The organism is Bradyrhizobium sp. Ce-3 (assembly GCF_022835695.1).
Taxonomy (GTDB): Bacteria; Pseudomonadota; Alphaproteobacteria; order Rhizobiales; family Xanthobacteraceae; genus Bradyrhizobium.
In genome coordinates this window covers 60,797-78,189 of the sequence record NZ_BQUV01000004.1, presented here as the reverse complement: position 1 = coordinate 78,189, position 17,393 = coordinate 60,797, and the positions used below count along the sequence as shown (strand labels likewise).

Genomic DNA, 17,393 nt, shown 5'->3' with positions numbered 1-17,393 from the left:
GTCTATCGGGTGATCGACAATTCGGCCGGCGCACCGGTCAGCGTGCGCTTCGGCGAGCAGGTGATGATCATGATCGCCAAGGTCAGGATGTAGGGCGCGGCATTGAACAGATGGTAGCCGGAGGTGATGCCGACCGATTGCAGCGCCGGCCCGAGCGCTGCGGCGCCGCCGAAGGCGAGCGAGGCCCACAGGCACAGCATCGGGTCCCAGCGCGCGAAGATCACCAGCGCCACGGCCGTGATGCCCTGGCCGGAGGAGAGGCCCTCGTTCCAGCTGCCGGGATAGAACAGCGACAGGAACGAGCCGCCGATGCCGGCGAGGAAGCCGCCGACCATGGTGGCGCGCAGCCGGATCAGCAGCACGGAATGGCCCATCGCGCGCGCCGCGTCGGCGCTTTCGCCGGCGGTGCGGATCAGCAGGCCCCAGCGCGTGGTCTTGAACGCCCAGTACAGCAGCGGCGCGATCGCGACACCGATCAGGAACAGCACGTTGATGCGCAGCGCCGCGCGCAGCTGCGGGACGTCGCTCCACCAGCCGAAATCGATCGCCGGCAACCGTGCTGCCGTCGGCTCGATCAGCGGCTTGCCGAGGAAGAAGGCGAGACCAGTTCCGAGCAGCATCAGCGCGATGCCGACCGCGATGTCGTTGACCCGCGGCAGCGAGCAGATGCCGGCATGCAGCGCCCCGAACAGGGCGCCGGTGATGCCGGCCGCAAGCACGCCCAACCATGGCGAGCCCGACAGATAGGAGATGCCGTAGGCGCTCATCGCGCCCATCACCAGCGTGCCTTCGAGGCCGAGATTGATACGGCCGCTGCGTTCGGTGATGCACTCGCCGAGGCTGACGAACAAAAACGGCGTCGAGACGCGGATGGCGCCGCCGAACACGGCGAGCGGAACGGTCCAGAGCCCGAGCGATGCGTCCGCCATGTCAGGACTTTCCCTTCAGGAGACCGATCCGCCCGTAGAGCGCATCGCTTGCCAGCACGAAGACGAAGATGATGCCTTGCAGCACCAGCACGGAGGCGTCGGGCAGGCCGAGCCGCCGCTGCAACAATCCGCCGGAGGCGGAGATGCCGCCGAGCAGGATCGCGACCGGGATGATCGCCAGCGGATTCTGCCGCGCCAGGAACGCGACGAGGATACCGGTGAAGCCGTAGCCCGCCGCGAGATTGGCATTGGTGCGGCCCTGCACCGCTGCGACCTCGATCATGCCGGCGAGCCCGGCGCAGCTGCCGGCAAGGAAGCAGACAGTCATGATCAGCTTGCCGACCGAAAGCCCGACAATCTTTGCCGCGCGGATGTTGCCGCCGGCTACGCGCGCGGCGAAGCCGAAGGTGGTGTGATAGATCAGGATGTAGGCGGCAACCGCGGCGACCAGGCCGAACACCAGGCCCCAATGCACGTCGGTGCCGGGAATGCTGCCGATCATGTTGGCGGCGCCGATCTCGCGCGTCGACGGCTTGTTGAGGCTCGCCGGATCGCGCATCGGCCCTTCGACGAGATGGTTGAGGATCGCAAGCGCGATATAGACCAGCAGCAGGCTCGAGATCGTCTCGTTGACCCCGCGATACTGCCGCAGGCCGCCCGACAGCGCGATCCAGAGGCCGCCGCCGATCATGCCCGCGATTACCATCGCGATCTGCACCACGATCGGCGCGGCGCCCTGCAACGCTAGCGCCGCCGACGTCGCCGACAGCGCGCCGATCAGCAGCGCGCCTTCGCCGCCGATGATCACCATGCCGAGCTGCGCCGGCAGTGCCGTGCACAGCGCGGTCAGGATCAGGGGCGCCGCACGGGTCAGCGTGTTCTGCCAGGAGAACGCGGTGCCGAACGCGCCGTAATACATGTAGAAATAGAGGTCGAGCGGGTTCTTGCCGTAGAGCGCGACAAAGCCGCCGAACACCGCGAGCGCGCCGACCAGCGCAGCAGCGGGGATCAGGATATATTCGATGCTTGCGCCGTGGCGCTGGAGGAAGCCGGGATCGGCGGCCGGAGCAACGCCGGCCGCCTCCACCGTTTCCGCCGTCTCGGTTGTCACGCGGTGGCTCCGATCACGCCCTCGACCAGATAATCCATCTTCTCGAGTTCGGGATCCTGCTGGCCGCGGTCGGTGCCGCCGGCGATCACCGTCTTGCCCTTGTTGTCGGCGATCGGGCCCTTGAAGATGGTGTACTCGCCGGACATGAACTTGGCCTTGACGTCGTCGGCATGCTTGCGCGCTTCCGCCGAGACCATCTCGCCATAGGGCGACACCTTGACGATCTCTTCCTTGAGGCCGCCGCGATAGAAGTTCGGGATCGCTTCTCCAGCCACGATCATCTTGACGAATTTCGGGTACAGCGCTTCCCAATTCCATTCGGCGCCGGTGAGATAGGCTTTCGGCGCCAGCGGCGACTGGTTGACGTGATAGCCGCACACCATCGCGCCGCGGCGCGCGGCGTTCTCGACCATCGTCTTCGGTCCGTCGACATGACAGGTCAGCACGTCGACGCCCTGGTCGATCAGGCTGTTGGTGGCCTCGGCTTCCTTGACCGGCATCGACCAGTCGCCGGTGAAGATCACCTGCGTGGTCGCCTTCGGGTTGGCGAGCCGGGCGCCGAGCGTGAACGCGTTGATGTTGCGCAGCACCTGCGGGATCGGCTTGGCGGCGACGAAGCCGAGCTTGCCGCTCTTGGTCGAATAGCCGGCGACGATGCCGGAGATGTATTGCGCCTCGTCGATATAGCCGAAATAGCTGCCGGCGTTCTTCGGGTCCTTGTCGGACCACAGCCCGCCGCAATGCTCGAAATGCAGCTTGGGAAACTTGCCCGCCATCTTGACGACGTGCGGGTTGTAATAGCCGAACGAGGTCGGAAACAGCAGCGTGGCGCCGTCGAGATTGACCATGGACTCGATGGTCTTCTCCACCGCGTCGGTCTCGGCCACCTTCTCTTCCTCGACCACCTTGATGCCGGGAAGCTTCTTCACCGCGGCCGCGCCCTGCGCGTGGGCCTGGTTGTAGCCGTAGTCGTCGCGCGAGCCGACATAGATGAAGCCGACCGTGGTTTCCGCAGCCGCCGCACCGCGAATGCCGAGCGTGCTGCCGAGCGCCAATGCCGCGCTTCCCTGCAACAAATGCCTTCTTGAAATCCTGCCAAAATCCATCGCCTGCTCCCTCCGGCGGGTCCGGCCCGCCTGTCCTTGCCGCAGCCGCCCGACGGCGGCGCTTGAACGGAGTGTCGCAAGCTTCGTGCCAGAGCACGTTTGGCGGTCATCGATGCGTAAGTCGTTGAATATAAATGGAAATGGTGATTGTCGGGATCGAATTCACAAGTCGCCCAGGATCGGCATGCCCATTTTGTAGGCGATCAATCTCTGTTGTATGCAATGCCGTTAAGCAGTCGCTAACCGCCGGGCGGCCGTTACGGTCGCGGCCGGGGGCGGCACACAAGGCGCCATTTGCCGGCTGGTGAATCGGATCGGGCCTGCTACGAGTGAGGCGGGCCCCGCCGCCGGGTTGGACTGATGGGAAACAGCATGAGCGAGACAAAACCGTCCTCGAAATTGTCTTCGCTTGGCGAGGAGATCGTGGCGCGGATCAACCAGCTCGCGGCGATCTCCGAGACGCCGGAGCATCTGGCGCGTGTCTTCCTCACACCCGAGCATCGCAAGGCGGCCGATCTCATCCTGTCGTGGATGCGCGAGGCCGGGATGAGCGCGCATCTCGATGCGATCGGCAATGTCTGCGGCCGCTACGAGGGCGAACGGCCGGGCCTGCCGGCGCTGATGCTCGGCTCGCATTACGACACCGTGCGCGACGCCGGAAGATGGGACGGCCCGCTCGGCGTCATCACCGCGATCGCCTGTGTCGCCGATCTGAACCGGCGCGGCAGGCGGCTGCCGTTCGCGATCGAGATCGTGGGCTTCGCCGACGAGGAGGGCGTGCGCTTCGCCTCGACCTTGCTCGGCAGCCGCGCGGTGGCCGGCACGTTCGACGAGAGCGTGCTCAATACACGCGATCGCGCCGGCACGTCGATGCGCGATGCGCTGATCGCCTTCGGCCTCGATCCCGATCACATCGGCAAGGCGGCGCGTGCCCGCCGCGAGCTGCTCGGCTATGTCGAGCTGCACATCGAGCAGGGCCCCGTGCTGGAAGAAAAGGCGCTGCCGGTCGGCGTCGTCACCGCGATTTCAGGGGCGACGCGGTTGGCCGCCAGTCTCACCGGTATGGCCGGGCATGCCGGCACCGTGCCGATGCAGCTGCGGCGCGATGCGCTGGCGGGCGCTGCCGAATGCATCGTCGCGATCGAGCAATTCTGCCGGAGCGACGAAGCCGGCCTGGTCGGCACCGTCGGCTATATCAACGCGATGCCCGGCGCTACCAACGTGATCCCGGGCAAGGTGTCGTTCACGATGGACATCCGCTCGCAGAGCGACATGCACCGCAAGCGTGCCGTTGCCGACATCGTGCGGCAGATCGAGGCGATCGCGAAGCGCCGCGAACTCGCCTTGCAGATCGACGTCACCCACGAGAACCGCAGCGTGCCCTGCGCGCCGTGGCTGAAGACGCAGATTGCCGAGGCGGTCGCAGCCGAAGGCCATGCCGTGTTCGAGCTGCCGAGCGGCGCCGGGCATGACGGCATGGCGATGGTCGACGTCGCCGACATCGGCATGATCTTCGTGCGCTGCCGCGGCGGGATCAGCCACAATCCGGCCGAGCATGTCGAGCTCGCCGATGCCGACACCGGCGCGCTTGTGCTGCTGCGCTTCGTCGAGAATTTCCATCCGCACGGTGCAGTGAATAGCTGAGGTGGCCAACCGCGTTGCGACTCTGACACCGTCACCCCCGCGCAACGGCTTCGCCGTTGTCGCTGGAGGAGCGCGCAGCGCGTCTCGTAGGGGCGACGGCCCGGCCGGTGGCCGTGCATCCTTCGAGGTTCGCTCCGCTTGCACCTCCAGCGACAAAGGCGAGGCCTTTGCGCGGGGATGACGGTTCAGGTGAAGTTCGACCCGTGCCAGATCCGGACGGACCAGACTCGTCGCTTCCAGCCCGGCTGAGCCTATTTGCGACCCGGCCCCGACGCGCTAGACTTCGCGCAACGGGGGGAAGGACATGCGGTCGTCCGTCGTCCAGGACGTTCAGTTCCCAAAACAACCGGCGCTGCAGCTGATCTATGACACTGCACCGATCGGTCTTGCCTACCTCTCGCCCGACTGCCGTTACCTCCAGATCAACCAGCGGCTCACCGAAATCTGCGGCATCTCCGTCGAAGGTCATCTCGGACGCACCGTGCACGATTGCGTGCCCGCACTCGCCACCGCGGTCGAAGGCATCGTGCGCTCGATCATGGAGACCGGAGAACCCGTGACCGGCGTCGAGGTGTACGGCCAGCGCCCGGGCCACAATGACGAGCGCTGCTGGATCACGCATTGGCATCCGCAGCGCGAGCCGAACGGCAGCATCGTCGGCGTCAACGTCGCGGCCGAGGAGATCACCGATCGCAAGCGCAGCGAACGCGAGATCCGCGCCGCGCGCGACGCGGCCGAGAAGGCCCTGCATCATCTGCAGGAGACCCAGGCGTCGCTGATCGAGGCGGAAAAGCTCGCGGCGCTCGGCCGCCTGGTGGCCGGTGTCGCGCATGAGATCAACAGTCCGGTCGGCACCAGCCTGACGGTCGCCTCGGTGCTGGAGCAGAAATGCGCCGACTTCGCTGCGGAAGCCGCGCGCGGCAAGCTGAAGCGCTCCAGCCTGAGCGATTTCATCGAGGTCGTCGAAAGCGCGTCGTCGCTGCTGGTCGGCAACCTCAAGCGCGCGGCGGACCTGGTGCAATCGTTCAAGCAGGTCGCCGTCGATCGCAGCTATTTCGACCGCAGTCAGTTCGATCTCGGCGAAGTGACCGAGCAGGTGCTGTCGAACCTGCGTCCGGCGTTGCCGAAGAACAATCTGGCGCTCGAGGTCGATTGTCCGTCCGGTCTTGCGATGAACAGCTATCCGGGCCCCTATGGCCAGGCGCTGACCAACCTGTTCGTCAATTCCGTCGTGCACGCATTTCCGGATGGCAAGGGCGGCACCATCACGCTCCGGCTGCGCGCGTCAGGCGCGGACCAGGTCGAGATCCTGTTCGCCGACGATGGCTGCGGGATGAGTAGCGAGGTGCTGCGGCAGGCCTTCGATCCGTTCTTCACCACGCGCCGGGACCTCGGCCGTATCGGGCTCGGACTTCACATCGTGCACAACGTCGTCACGAACCGGCTCGGCGGCGAACTCCATCTCGACAGCGCCCCGGGCATGGGGACCAGCGTGCGGATCACGTTGCCGCGCCTGGCGCCGCAGCGCGGGACCGACGGTTGACGTCGGATTGGGGTGCCGAGAAGGAAATACTCCCCGGTCATGGGGCCGGGAAACGTCCTTCCAAGGTATCGGCGCAAAAGGCATTCCGCGACCCTTGCTTCCGCCCCCGTCGTTGCGACATTGTCACCATATTCACTGATGGTACGACGATGAGCCAATCCGCATTCGATCCCTTCGGCGAGCCGGTTCCCGCGGTCGATTCCTCGGCCGCGAGCGAAGGCGTGTCGAAATGGCTGAAGACCGCAGGCACCAGCGTGTTCTGGGTGCTGGTGGTCGGGATCGTGCTGGCGCGCGCCGTCTATTTCGAGCCCGGCGTGTTCAATTTCGAGCGTGCCGTTGCCTGGGCGCAGGGTCTGTTCGCCGCACTTTAGCCGCCACAATCCGCGCCGCCGCCGTCGCCGCGCGTGTCTCCCGAACGATCCCCTCGAACGCGACGGCTGCCGGCACATCGAGCCGGCCGGGCGATTTCAATTGCCACAGCGTGCGCTCGATATGGACGCCCTTGATCGGGATCACCTTCAGTTTTCCGAGCTTCACCTGATCGTCGATCGTCGCCACCGACACGATGGCAACGCCGACGCCTGCCGCCACCGCCTGCTTGATCGCCTCGGTGCTGCCGATCTCGAGGGTGCGCTGCGGCTCGACGCGGTGGGCGGCCAGCGCCTGTGCGACCACCTCGCGGGTGCCTGAGCCCGGTTCGCGCGCGATCAGGATCTCGTCGTTGAGCAGGCCGACGTCGATCGGGCCTGCGGCGGCCGCGAAGCGATGATCGGGGCCCGCGATCAGGACCATCAAATCGGTTCGCCAGGCGTCGCTGGTCAGGTTCTCGTCCTCGACCGGCCCCTCGACCAGGGCGATTTCGATCTCATGTCCGAGCATCAGCGCGGCGATGTCAGAGGTGTTGGCGCTCACGACATGGAGATCGATGCCGGGAAAGGCGCGGTGGAATACGCCGAGATATTCCGGGATCATGTAGGTCGCAATCGTGGTGCTGGCGCCGATCCGCAGCGAGCCGCTGTCGAGGTTGCGCAGCGCCTGCAATTCGTCCTCGGCGGCGCGCTCGGCCGCGAACAGCGTCTCGGCGTGCCGCGCCAGCGCCGCGCCCTCCCGGGTCGGCCGCACCCCCTTCGGGGTCCGGTCGAGCAGCCGGCAGCCGACCTGCAGCTCGAAATCCCGCACGCCCTTGGAGATCGCCGGCTGGCTGATGTGCAGGAGGTCGGCGGCGCGGGAGAAGCTTCCAGTTCTCGCCACGGCCGCGAACAGGCGGAGCAGATGCAGGTTGAGGGACATAACTTCTCTCTATCGGGGCAGTCCGAAAAGATATTAGCCAAGGCGCGCGTCAGGGCGCATAAAATCTTCTCCGAAAAGAGGATTTCGTGCCGGAACAAGAACAAGACAGGGGGCAGAAGCAGGGGGCGCTGAAGCGCATATTCCTGCTCATTCCGGGCATTCTGCTCTGCGGGGTGGTCACCGTCGTCTCACTCGGCATCCAGGCCGTCGAGGAGCGGGTTTTCGACCATCCCTATATCGAGGCCCTGGTGGTCGCGATCCTGCTCGGCATGGCGGTGCGGACCCTCTGGGAACCGGCGGCGCGCTGGCGCTCGGGCATCGCCTTCAGCGCCAAGCAGCTGCTCGAGGTCGCCGTGATGCTGCTCGGCGCCTCGATCAGTTTTGCCGCGATCCTGGCCTCGGGCTGGCTCCTGATCGGTGCCATCGCGGTCACGGTCGTGATCATGCTGGCGGTCAGCTACGGCCTCAGCCGGATGCTCGGGCTCAAGACCAAGCTCGCGATCCTGATCGCCTGCGGCAACTCGATCTGCGGCAATTCCGCGATCGCGGCGGTGGCGCCGGTCATCGAGGCCGATGGCGACGACATCGCCTCGTCGATCTCGTTCACCGCCATTCTCGGCGTGCTGATGGTGCTCGGCCTGCCGCTGCTGATTCCGCTGTTGAAGCTGACGGCGACGCAATACGGCATCCTCGCAGGCCTCACGGTCTACGCCGTGCCGCAGGTGCTGGCGGCAACCGTGCCGGCCGGCATCGTCTCGACCCAGATCGGCACGCTGGTGAAGCTGGTGCGGGTTTTGATGCTGGGCCCGATCGTGGTCGCGCTCTCGCTGTTGGTGGCGCGGCGGCGCAAGACGGGAACCGCCGGGGAGGGCAGCGCGAAGGCCGCCGCGATCAGCCCATTCAAGCTGGTGCCGTGGTTCATCATCGGCTTCCTGGTGCTGGCCGCGCTGCGCTCGTTCCAGCTGGTGCCAGACATTGCGATCGCGCCCGTGACGAAGACGGCGGCGATCCTCACCGTCGTCTCGATGGCCGCGCTCGGGCTCGGCGTCGACGTGCGCGTGCTCTCGACCGTCGGCGGCCGCGTGACGGCAGCCGTCACGCTGTCGCTGATGCTGCTCTTGGGCCTGAGCATCGGCCTCGTGCATTTTTTCAAGTAGAGCATGATCCGGAAAAGTGTGTAGCGGTTTTCCGAAAAGATCATGCTCAAATGAAATGCCCGGCTACTCGGCGGCCTTCGCGGTCTTGCCGAACATCCGTGTCGGCGCGGCAAAGCCGCAGGACGTGCCGTCGGTCACCTTGACCTGATCTTCCCAGGGCAGGCGGAAGCGGCCGGACACCATGTCCTGCATGAACGTGTAGGGGCAATCCATCGCGCCGCCCTTCACCGCGACATAGCCGCGGTGCCAGAGCTGATAGATGTTGTTCTCGACGCCCCAGTTGATCCGCGCCTCGCGCACCAGATCAGGCCGCACCTCCGCGGTGATGATCTCGTCGGCCCGCCCCGTGGTGCCGTGCGCGATGATGCTGCCGTCGAAATTGACGATCATGCCTTCGCCCATCGAGTCGAACGAGCCGTCCGAGCCGCACATGCAGACATTGGCCGTCACCATCAGGTTCTGGAACGCATTGGCCTGGTTGGTGAAGCGCCAGCTGTCGCGGATCGGCGCGGTATAGCCTGCGGTGCGGATCATGATCTCCGCGCCCTTGTAGGCGCATTCCCGCGCCATCTCCGGGAACATGCCGTCATGACAGATGATCAGCGCGATCTTGGCGCCGTTCGGTCCGTCGATCACGGGAATGCCGATGTCGCCCGGCTCCCACGGCTCGACCGGAATCCAGGGGTGGAATTTGCGGTAATAGAGCTTGATCTCGCCGTGATCGTCGATGATCAGCCCTGAATTGTAGGGATTGCCGTGCGGGTTGAACTCCATGATGGAGAAGCAGCCCCAGATCCTGTTGTCGATGCAGGCCTGTTTGAAGGCCGCGACTTCGGGCCCGTCGAGCCGGCACATGATCTCCGGATTGGTATCCATCGAGAGCCCGTGCAGCGAATATTCCGGGAAGACGACCAGATCCATGGTGGCGAGATTGCGCCGCGCCTTGCCGACCATCCAGACGATGCGCTCGGTCTGCCGTGCCAGATCGGCCCTGGTCGCCACCACCGGCAGCTGCAGCTGCACTAGCCCGATCACCACGCCATTGGGTGACTTGTTGAGACCGCCAAGTCCATTCATGCCTGTCCTCCCGTTCTTTCAGACGCGTTGCGTCATGTCGTGAACCATCGTCGTGGTTCGCTCGGGCTCGCGTCCGGCTCTCTCGCTAGCAACGATCATGCCAGCAAGATCGGAGGCAGCACAAATGTTGCGTGGGGTGAGGCGGTGCGCGCCGCGTCATTGCGCAATGGCACGCGGTTTGCTTAATCAGGCGTGGGTTTTCTCGCATTCGGGGCGTGCGTCATGGCGAATTCAAGCGGGACAATCGCGGCCGAGCCGGCACCGATCACGCTCGACTGGAGCAAGACCGCGCTCGTTATCATCGACATGCAGCGCGATTTCATGGAGCCGGGCGGCTTCGGCGCGACGCTCGGCAACGACGTCAGCCGGCTCGCTCGCGCGGTGCAGCCGATTGCCGCGGTGCTGGCCGCGGTGCGCGACGCCGGGCTGCTGGTGGTCCATACCCGCGAGGGCCATCTGCCCGATCTCTCCGATGCGCCGCCGGCGAAGGTCGAGCGCGGCGCGCCGTCGCTTCGGATCGGCGATCCCGGCCCGATGGGGCGGATCCTGATCCGCGGCGAGGCGGGGCATGACATCATTCCCGAGCTCTATCCGCAGGGCAGCGAGATCGTGATCGACAAGCCCGGCAAGGGCGCGTTCTACGCCACCGAATTCGGCGACATCTTGCAGAAATACGGCATCGAGAATCTCCTGGTCTGCGGCGTCACCACCGAGGTCTGCGTCAACACCACGGTGCGCGAGGCCAACGACCGCGGCTATCGCTGCGTCGTGATAGCAGACGGCTGCGCGTCCTACTTCCCGGAATTCCACGAGATGGGCCTGAAGATGATCAAGGCCCAGGGCGGCATTTTCGGTTGGGTCACCGATTCAGCCGCGGTGCTGGAGGCACTGGCTGCATAGAGTGAGATGCGATCAGGACGCGGACTCATCAACGCGCAGCCATGGCCGGATCGACGTGCCTAGCCCTTGGCGGCGGGTACGGGCGGCACCGGCAGAATGATTTCGGAAGCGACCTTCCAGTCCTTTCCGACCCGAAGCCAATTGATGATCATGAGAAACGGCCTGGCTGTTCCATCCTGCCCCGCATAAGAGACTGTGATGTTCATCGGCACGTAGGACTCGGCGACGTCGCGCGTCAGGCCGACAACCCTGAGCTTCGAATAATCCGGCTCGAGCACGACCGGACCGGAGCTGCCGATATCATGCAGCTTTTGATCGATTGCATCGTTGCCCCAAAAGCCGGCCCAGTTTCCCTCGGACTGGATCGCGCTCTTGGCCACCAACAGGGTCGAGGGCGATTGCCAGAACATCCCGTGCAGTGCCTTGAAGTCATGCTTGTTGGCCAATTCCATCAGCCTGCCGAACTTCGATTTGATCGCGCTGAGCGTGGCAGCATCCAGCGGCTCTTCCCTGACAGGGCGAGCAGACGCGGCAGTCCCGATGGCAAGAGCTAAGGCAGTGATGGCGACAAGAAGTGTCTTGTACATGCAGGAGTTTCCGTTCGATGCGTTCCGCATTCTTTGAGTAAGCGTGTGCGCTCCCGGCGCGAACGCGCCGGGAGCGGTGCCGTCACCTCGCGAGTGCGGCCTTTTCGATGACCTCGGCGACTTGCGTCGCGTGGACGACGAGCGAGGCGTGGCTGCCTGCGACTTCCGTCGTCTGCGCCTTCATCCTGGCTGCGAACGACTTCTGGGCCGCAGGCGCAAGGACTTTGTCCTTTGTGCTGATGACGTAGAACGTCGGCTTGTCATGCCAGGCCGCAATGTCGACGGGGGCCTCGAACGCAACGTGGTTCAACGGGAGCTGCGAGTTGGCCAGGTGCGCAGCAATTTCCGGAGGAAGGTCGGCCGCGACGGCCGACGGAAACACCTTTGGATCGATGTACAGATTGCCCTTCGCATCGGGATGGATCGCATTGCCGCCTTCGGTCGGCGGGCCGGCCTTTGCCAGCGACGCCAGCGATTCACCGACATCCGGCGCGAAAGCGGAGACGTAGACCAGCGCCGACACCTTCGGATCGTTGCCGGCCTGCGTGATCACCACGCCGCCCCAGGAGTGGCCGACCAGGACGGTCCTGCCGTCCTGCTTCGCAAGCGCCTGTTTGGTGGCATCGACGTCGGCGGCGAGCGACGTGAGCGGATTTTCGACGAGCGTGACGCTGTAGCCTTTCTTCGTGAGAATATCGGCAACCGGCTGCCAGCTCGTCTGGTCCACGAAAGCGCCGTGCACGAGCACGATGTTGTGGGCTGCTCCCTTGGGCAGTTCGGCGGAATGGACGGAGCCGACCAATGTCGTTCCGGCCAGAAGTACGGCGGCGGCTGAGAGGAAGATATTTCGCATTGATTGTTCCTGTTGGCGTATCGGACGAACATGGTCCGGAGGAATGGACAGGCGTTTCCAGCAAGGTCGCGGTTCTTCCATCCGCCGTCGGCGAAATGGTTGCCGCACGTGACGTCGGCCCGCCGCGACGTGACCTATTCCGCGGACGATCCGGACGATAGGCGTCAATCGTCCGGATGTTGTGTCCGATCGTCCACCGGACTAATCTGGGCGGCATGGACATCCTCGCCCAAGTGCTCGATCGCGTTCGCCTCGGCGGGACGCTGTTGTTTCACTTCGAGCTCGGCCATCCCTGGAATCTGGAGTTGCCGGCGCGCCCCTACGCCCTGTTTCACTATCTCAGCCAGGGCTCAGCGACCCTCGCGCTTGCACAGGGACAGCAAATCCAGATGACCGAGGGCGATTTTGTCGTGATCACACGCGGCGAGCCTCACGTTTTCTATTCGGATCGCCACGCCAAGCCGTTGCGGATCACGGATATCGATCGATCGTCGCCGCGCCTTGGCGTGGTTCGTCACGGCGGTCGTGCAAAGCCGCTCTCGACGATGATCTGCGGCAATTTCACGGTGTCACGGCCGCTGTTCGGCAGCGTGCTGGAACTGCTTCCGCCGGTGCTCCTGCTGAAGCCGACGGCGGACGGTGGCTGGCTTGAGGCAATCCTGCGCCGCATGGTCAGCGAGTCCGCGCTCGAGCGTCCCGGCCAACGCGTCGCGCTTTCACGACTGACCGAAGTGCTCTTTGTCGAGGTGCTGCGAAGCTGGATTGCGTCCCTCAGTCCAGGACAAGGCGGCTGGCTCGGGGCCATATCAGACCCTCATATCGGACCGGCGCTCAAGCTGATCCACGAAAACCCGGAGCGGCTCTGGACCCTGAGCGACCTCGGCCAGCGCGTGGGGCTCGGTCGTTCGGCATTTTCAGCCCGTTTCACCAGGCTCGTCGGCCAGTCCATGCATCGTTACGTCATCGAACGCCGGATGGCGGAAGCGGCGTTCCTGCTTGAAACCAGCGACGAGCCGATCGCGCGAATTGCGAGCCGGGTCGGTTACGAGACAGCGGCGGCGTTTTCGAAGCTGTTCCAACGGCATCACGGCCTGTCGCCTGGCCGGTACCGAGCGGCTCGACGGTCTGACGGCGGACGAAGGCAAGGCGACGTTCAGGAAGCGGAAGTTGCCGAATGACCTTGGCCCGGATGTCCGCTCACGGCCCGGCGCGGACGCGGTGCCAAAGGCACTCGCCGCCTGGCGTAGGATGACATTAGGGCTGCGGTGACGCGCAGCCATAGCGGGATCTCGATGAAGGCGAGGCAATTGGCCGCCGCGCCGCGCGGCTTGCCCGGAGCCTGGCTTTCGGCGCATCGAGCCGATCGTCTCCGAAATTCCAGGTGGCAACTGCTATTTCCCCTGCCGCGCACTTTCGAGCAGCGTCATGCAGGCATCGAGACAGGCTGCCGCAATCGTTCGGCCAAGCGGCCCCGGCTTCTTGTTCAAGAGCCGATGCATCACCACGCCGTGCAGCATCATCATGATCGGATAGGCGATGTGCGCGGCTTTGCTTTCATCGATGCCGGCGCGCACGATATGGCTGGTGTATCGTTCGATCTCGTTGGCTTGCGCACCCGTTGTGACGCGCTCCATCCAGCCGCGCCCGTAGAGCAGTTCGTAATCGCGGGGCTGGTTGGTGCCGAACTCGAGATGTCGTGCACACATGTCCTGGAAGTCGCGCGATTTTGCCAAGTGGGCAGAGAAGCGCTGGAAGGCAAGCTTGCGCAACGCCGTCAGCAACGCCTCCCGGTCGGCGTAGTAGCTATAGACCGTCGGCGTCGTGGTGGCGGCTTCCGCCGCGACGCCGCGTATCGTCACGGCCTCCTCGCCGCCCGACTGCCATAGCGCGTCGGCGGCCTTCAAGATTCTGTGAGGCAGTTCCGGATCGGCAGTTCTCGGCATTGGCCCTCTTGCTTTTACATCGTATAAGTTATACGTCGTATAAATAATAGCCCATACCCAGGAGCAAGCAAATGGCCCTTTCCCCGAAACTGATTGGACCCTCGATCTCCATGATCACCGGCCTGATCACGTCGACCAGCATGTCGTTCGTCGGTCTCGCCATGAACTATGGGTTCCAGTCCGATTTCGCGCTGCGCTGGCTGAAGGCCGCGGCAACGAGCTACGTCGTGATCGTCCCGATGTTGATCATCGTCATCCCGCGGATCCAGCGCTTCGTCATGCGGCAGGCCGGATTGCCAATCCGCTGAGGTCGGGTCGCCGTACAATGCGCATCGCACCTAAATTCAAGCTCCAGGCCTCAGAGATATCACGCCAGTTCGCCTTTTTGACGCAACCGAAGGCTCAGCAACATGACGACGAGACATCATCACGACAACCCCATTCTCGTGACCGGCGCAGCCGGCGCTGTGGGCGGCATCGGCCGTAGCCTCACCGAATTCCTGATCGACAAGGGCCACAAGGTGCGCGCCCTGGTTCGGCGCGAGGACGCCCGCGCCGAGGCTCTGCGGCGGCTCGGCGCCGAGGTCGTGCAAGGCGACCTGACGGACCTCGCCGCGATGCACCGCGCCATCGAAGGCTGCAGGCGGATCTATTTCGGAATGTCGGTCTCGGCGGCCTACCTGGAAGCCACCGTGAACACCGCCGCGGTGGCCCGCCACCATGGGGTCGAGGCTTTCGTGAACATGTCGCAGATGACGGTTTCGCAGATGAGCATCAGCGAGACCACCGGCAGCCCGCAACACAAGCTGCACTGGCTGGCGGAGCAGGCCCTGGCCTGGTCGGGCCTGCCGGTCGTCACGGTGCGGCCGACGGTTTTCCTCGAGGGCTTCTTTCTCATGATCGCCGCCCGCGGGGTAAAGGCCTCCGACACACTGGCGCTGCCGATGGGTGATGGCAGGACCTCGCCGATCTCGGCGGTCGACGTGGCGCGCGCGGTTGCTGTCATCCTCGACGATCCCGCGCCGCATATCGGCCGGATCTACGATCTGACGGGACCGGAATCCGCCGACTTGAACGATCATGCGCGGGCGTTCTCCGAAGCGCTCGGCAGGTCGATCCAATATCGCGACGTGCCGCTTTCCGCGTGGAGCGAAGGCCTGCGGCGGGCGGGGTTTCCTGAGCACGTTGTCAGCCATCTCTCGGCCATGACCGAGTTGAACAAGGAGGGGCGCTACGACCGCATGACGGATACCGTGCGCAAGCTGACCGGCCAGGCACCCATGAACATGCGCGATTTCGTGAAACTCCATGCCGCCGAATTCAAGTAACGTGGACGGCGCTTTGACGAGGTGTTCCGCACCGCGGACGCAGGCAGTCCAATGAGACCTATCAGGGAAGGGCCGTCGCTTTTGGCACGCTTCGTTCTGCTGCTGTTGTTGAGCGGCTGCGGAGAAGCGGACCAGTCGGCGGAGCGCGAGTGCCGTTCTTCGGATGCCCGCGGTTCGGTACTCAAGGTATTTTCGGACGATGAAAACAATAAGCTGGTGACCTACACTCTCAAATACTCGAGTTCGCTTGAGGCAATGATGAATGCCGCGAAATCGGAAACTGAAAAGGTGGCGATCCTGGAGAGTGCGAAGAAGAGCGCCGTCTACAGCTTGGATGGCACCATACTCGTGAAATCAAGGGACAAGGCCGGGCGGGAAGTCATCTGCATTGCGATCCTGTCCGTTGCCGTTTTGGATACGAGCGCGGAAAAAGAGATCGAATTCAGCGTGAAGCAAACGACCGATGGAAGACCGCCGCTTGTTTCGGTCAGTCCGTTTCTCTTCAAGGTAGACTAGTTCTGGAAGCCCGCAGCCCTTAGCTCGGTGCCGGACCGCGCAATCATCGCGGATAGCCACATCTCCCCGCGCAGCGCCTCCTTCAAGATCCCGTGAGCCAGCCTCTGTCAGCGTTTGACAGGTTGCTTTGACGCCGTATAAATTATACGTTGTATAAATAATTACCCGTCCGCAAGGAAGCGGCAGCGAAGGGACAAGTCGCCCCTTCATGACAGGACAACAGGATGAAGATTCCCAGGTTTTGGATTGTGGGACTGTCTGCCGCCGCGCTTGCGCTATCGGGCACTTATCTGTGGCGCGAAGGCATTCCGTCCAGCGTCATGAAGTCAGCCGCGAATCCTGCAACTGCGCGGCCCGTGCCCGTGACGGCCGGTGTGGTGAAGGATCAGGAATTCGGGATTTCGCGCGTCGGGCTCGGCACGGTCCAGGCCTACAACACCGTGACGGTGAAGGCGCGCGTCGATGGCGAAGTGCAGAAGATCGCGTTTCGCGAAGGCCAGGACGTGCAGGTCGGCGACCTGATAGCGCAGATCGATCCGCGCCCTTATGAGGCACAACTGCATCAAGCCGAGGCCGACAAGGCGCGCGACGAAGCGCTGCTCGCCAATGCCAGGCTTGATCTGGAGCGTTACAGCAAGCTCGTGGTCAAGGAGTTCGCCACCCGCCAGAGCGTCGATACCCAGGAGGCGCTGGTCGCGCAGTATCAAGCTGCGATCGCGCGCGACCAGGCGGTGATCGACAATGCACGCGTGCAGCTCGGCTATACGACGATCGTCTCGCCACTCGCCGGCCGCACCGGCATCCGCTTGATCGATCAGGGCAACATCGTTCATGCCTCCGATTCGGGCGGACTTGTCGTCGTCACACAGCTGGCGCCGATCGGCCTGATCTTCACCCTGCCGCAGAAATATCTCCCGGAGATCGCCGATGCGATGCGGGGAGGTGCGCTTGTCGTATCGGCGTATGATCAGGACGACCGCATCAAGCTTGCCGACGGCCGGCTCGAGCTGATCGACAACCAGATCGATCAGGGCACCGGCTCGATCCGGCTCAAGGCGATCTTTCAGAATCTCGACGGCCGGCTCTGGCCCGGCCAATTCGTCAGCGCCCGCCTGCTGCTCGGGGTCCGCCGCGGACCGGTCGTGCCGGGATCCGCACTGCAATCGGGACCTAACGGCAGCTATGCGTTCGTCGTTCGACAGGATTCCACGGTCGAAACCCGCTCGGTCCGGATCGCCGCCAGCCGCAACGGCGAGGCGCTGATCGAGAGCGGCCTTGCCGCCGGTGAAACCATCGTCCTGGACGGCCACTACAAGCTTCGGCCCGGCACACGCATCGCGCCGGTTCCCTCGCCGGCGGCTCCTGCGAAAGAACGCACCGCCTCGACCGCACAAGGCCGGGAATAAGGC

At 64.5% G+C, this 17,393-nt stretch carries 18 protein-coding genes; 10 read left to right on the top strand and 8 right to left on the bottom strand.

Going from position 1 to position 17,393, the window contains the following annotated elements; all coding sequences use genetic code 11:
• Window positions 1-2: 2 nt before the first annotated feature.
• From BRSPCE3_RS15040 to BRSPCE3_RS15030, 3 genes are read right to left on the bottom strand one after another with little or no spacing between them, the layout of a single operon-like run.
• Window positions 3-929, bottom strand: a complete 927-nt coding sequence (locus BRSPCE3_RS15040) for an ABC transporter permease (RefSeq protein WP_163157718.1) — start codon at window positions 927-929, stop codon at window positions 3-5.
• A 1-nt stretch (window position 930) separates the two neighbouring features.
• Window positions 931-2,040: an ABC transporter permease gene (locus BRSPCE3_RS15035; RefSeq protein ID WP_244066624.1), complete on the bottom strand. Its 1,110-nt coding sequence runs from the start codon at window positions 2,038-2,040 to the stop codon at window positions 931-933.
• Entirely contained in the window at window positions 2,037-3,146 is a 1,110-nt protein-coding gene (locus BRSPCE3_RS15030; RefSeq protein WP_244066623.1) for a BMP family ABC transporter substrate-binding protein, read from the bottom strand. Before BRSPCE3_RS15030 ends, BRSPCE3_RS15035 begins: the two co-directional genes overlap by 4 nt.
• A gap of 372 nt (window positions 3,147-3,518) precedes the next feature.
• On the opposite strand from BRSPCE3_RS15030, the gene BRSPCE3_RS15025 reads away from it, so the two are divergent.
• The 3 genes from BRSPCE3_RS15025 (at window position 3,519) to BRSPCE3_RS15015 (ending at window position 6,704) form a co-directional block, all read left to right on the top strand.
• Window positions 3,519-4,790, top strand: coding sequence for an allantoate amidohydrolase (locus BRSPCE3_RS15025; RefSeq protein WP_244066622.1), 1,272 nt, complete (start codon window positions 3,519-3,521; stop codon window positions 4,788-4,790).
• A gap of 304 nt (window positions 4,791-5,094) precedes the next feature.
• Complete coding sequence (locus tag BRSPCE3_RS15020) at window positions 5,095-6,333, top strand: ATP-binding protein (RefSeq protein WP_244066621.1); 1,239 nt, start codon at window positions 5,095-5,097, stop codon at window positions 6,331-6,333.
• Between the two features lie 149 nt (window positions 6,334-6,482).
• The gene (locus BRSPCE3_RS15015; protein WP_244066620.1) at window positions 6,483-6,704 is read left to right on the top strand and encodes a hypothetical protein; all 222 of its coding nucleotides are present in this window, start codon (window positions 6,483-6,485) and stop codon (window positions 6,702-6,704) included.
• On the opposite strand, the gene BRSPCE3_RS15010 is transcribed toward BRSPCE3_RS15015, so the two are convergent.
• Window positions 6,652-7,623: a LysR family transcriptional regulator gene (locus tag BRSPCE3_RS15010; protein WP_244066619.1), complete on the bottom strand. Its 972-nt coding sequence runs from the start codon at window positions 7,621-7,623 to the stop codon at window positions 6,652-6,654. The two genes, BRSPCE3_RS15015 and BRSPCE3_RS15010, sit on opposite strands and share 53 nt — an antisense overlap.
• 86 nt (window positions 7,624-7,709) lie before the next feature.
• On the opposite strand from BRSPCE3_RS15010, the gene BRSPCE3_RS15005 reads away from it, so the two are divergent.
• Window positions 7,710-8,780: a YeiH family protein gene (locus BRSPCE3_RS15005; protein ID WP_244066618.1), complete on the top strand. Its 1,071-nt coding sequence runs from the start codon at window positions 7,710-7,712 to the stop codon at window positions 8,778-8,780.
• Window positions 8,781-8,843: 63 nt separating this feature from the next.
• On the opposite strand, the gene BRSPCE3_RS15000 is transcribed toward BRSPCE3_RS15005, so the two are convergent.
• Entirely contained in the window at window positions 8,844-9,857 is a 1,014-nt protein-coding gene (locus tag BRSPCE3_RS15000; RefSeq protein ID WP_244066616.1) for a formamidase, read from the bottom strand.
• A gap of 222 nt (window positions 9,858-10,079) precedes the next feature.
• On the opposite strand from BRSPCE3_RS15000, the gene BRSPCE3_RS14995 reads away from it, so the two are divergent.
• Entirely contained in the window at window positions 10,080-10,757 is a 678-nt protein-coding gene (locus BRSPCE3_RS14995) for a cysteine hydrolase family protein (RefSeq protein WP_244066615.1), read from the top strand.
• 59 nt (window positions 10,758-10,816) lie between these two features.
• Here the strand turns inward: BRSPCE3_RS14995 and BRSPCE3_RS14990 are convergent, their stop codons facing one another.
• Window positions 10,817-11,344, bottom strand: coding sequence for a hypothetical protein (locus BRSPCE3_RS14990; protein ID WP_244066614.1), 528 nt, complete (start codon window positions 11,342-11,344; stop codon window positions 10,817-10,819).
• Between the two features lie 82 nt (window positions 11,345-11,426).
• On the bottom strand, window positions 11,427-12,197 hold the full coding sequence (locus BRSPCE3_RS14985; protein ID WP_244067246.1) for an alpha/beta fold hydrolase: 771 nt from the start codon (window positions 12,195-12,197) through the stop codon (window positions 11,427-11,429).
• 215 nt (window positions 12,198-12,412) lie between these two features.
• On the opposite strand from BRSPCE3_RS14985, the gene BRSPCE3_RS14980 reads away from it, so the two are divergent.
• Window positions 12,413-13,375, top strand: a complete 963-nt coding sequence (locus BRSPCE3_RS14980; RefSeq protein WP_244066613.1) for an AraC family transcriptional regulator — start codon at window positions 12,413-12,415, stop codon at window positions 13,373-13,375.
• Window positions 13,376-13,588: 213 nt separating this feature from the next.
• Here BRSPCE3_RS14980 and BRSPCE3_RS14975 read toward each other — a convergent pair whose 3' ends face one another.
• Window positions 13,589-14,101 carry a TetR family transcriptional regulator gene (locus BRSPCE3_RS14975; RefSeq protein WP_244066612.1) on the bottom strand — a complete coding sequence of 171 codons (513 nt, stop codon included), beginning with the start codon at window positions 14,099-14,101 and terminating at the stop codon, window positions 13,589-13,591.
• 110 nt (window positions 14,102-14,211) lie between these two features.
• Between BRSPCE3_RS14975 and BRSPCE3_RS14970 the strand changes: the two genes are divergently transcribed.
• The 4 genes from BRSPCE3_RS14970 to BRSPCE3_RS14955 all read left to right on the top strand — a co-directional run bounded on the left by BRSPCE3_RS14970 (window position 14,212) and on the right by BRSPCE3_RS14955 (window position 17,390).
• Window positions 14,212-14,448 (top strand): DUF2798 domain-containing protein, encoded by a 237-nt coding sequence (locus BRSPCE3_RS14970; protein ID WP_244066611.1) that lies wholly within the window; start codon window positions 14,212-14,214, stop codon window positions 14,446-14,448.
• A gap of 102 nt (window positions 14,449-14,550) precedes the next feature.
• Window positions 14,551-15,468, top strand: a complete 918-nt coding sequence (locus BRSPCE3_RS14965; RefSeq protein ID WP_244066610.1) for an SDR family NAD(P)-dependent oxidoreductase — start codon at window positions 14,551-14,553, stop codon at window positions 15,466-15,468.
• 81 nt (window positions 15,469-15,549) lie between these two features.
• A complete protein-coding gene (locus tag BRSPCE3_RS14960) occupies window positions 15,550-15,984 on the top strand; it encodes a hypothetical protein (protein WP_244066609.1) in 435 nt (144 codons plus the stop codon).
• 248 nt (window positions 15,985-16,232) lie between these two features.
• Window positions 16,233-17,390, top strand: a complete 1,158-nt coding sequence (locus BRSPCE3_RS14955) for an efflux RND transporter periplasmic adaptor subunit (protein ID WP_244066607.1) — start codon at window positions 16,233-16,235, stop codon at window positions 17,388-17,390.
• The last annotated feature ends 3 nt before the right edge of the window (window positions 17,391-17,393 follow it).

Bases quoted from the DNA above. Each gene is read 5' to 3' on its own strand.
- BRSPCE3_RS15040 (WP_163157718.1), bottom strand. From the start codon at position 929: ATGGCGGACGCATCGCTCGGGCTCTGGACCGTTCCGCTCGCCGTGTTC.
- BRSPCE3_RS15030 (WP_244066623.1), bottom strand. From the start codon at position 3,146: ATGGATTTTGGCAGGATTTCAAGAAGGCATTTGTTGCAGGGAAGCGCG.
- BRSPCE3_RS15025 (WP_244066622.1), top strand. From the start codon at position 3,519: ATGAGCGAGACAAAACCGTCCTCGAAATTGTCTTCGCTTGGCGAGGAG.
- BRSPCE3_RS15020 (WP_244066621.1), top strand. From the start codon at position 5,095: ATGCGGTCGTCCGTCGTCCAGGACGTTCAGTTCCCAAAACAACCGGCG.
- BRSPCE3_RS15015 (WP_244066620.1), top strand. From the start codon at position 6,483: ATGAGCCAATCCGCATTCGATCCCTTCGGCGAGCCGGTTCCCGCGGTC.
- BRSPCE3_RS15010 (WP_244066619.1), bottom strand. From the start codon at position 7,623: ATGTCCCTCAACCTGCATCTGCTCCGCCTGTTCGCGGCCGTGGCGAGA.
- BRSPCE3_RS15000 (WP_244066616.1), bottom strand. From the start codon at position 9,857: ATGAATGGACTTGGCGGTCTCAACAAGTCACCCAATGGCGTGGTGATC.
- BRSPCE3_RS14995 (WP_244066615.1), top strand. From the start codon at position 10,080: ATGGCGAATTCAAGCGGGACAATCGCGGCCGAGCCGGCACCGATCACG.
- BRSPCE3_RS14990 (WP_244066614.1), bottom strand. From the start codon at position 11,344: ATGTACAAGACACTTCTTGTCGCCATCACTGCCTTAGCTCTTGCCATC.
- BRSPCE3_RS14985 (WP_244067246.1), bottom strand. From the start codon at position 12,197: ATGCGAAATATCTTCCTCTCAGCCGCCGCCGTACTTCTGGCCGGAACG.
- BRSPCE3_RS14980 (WP_244066613.1), top strand. From the start codon at position 12,413: ATGGACATCCTCGCCCAAGTGCTCGATCGCGTTCGCCTCGGCGGGACG.
- BRSPCE3_RS14970 (WP_244066611.1), top strand. From the start codon at position 14,212: ATGGCCCTTTCCCCGAAACTGATTGGACCCTCGATCTCCATGATCACC.
- BRSPCE3_RS14965 (WP_244066610.1), top strand. From the start codon at position 14,551: ATGACGACGAGACATCATCACGACAACCCCATTCTCGTGACCGGCGCA.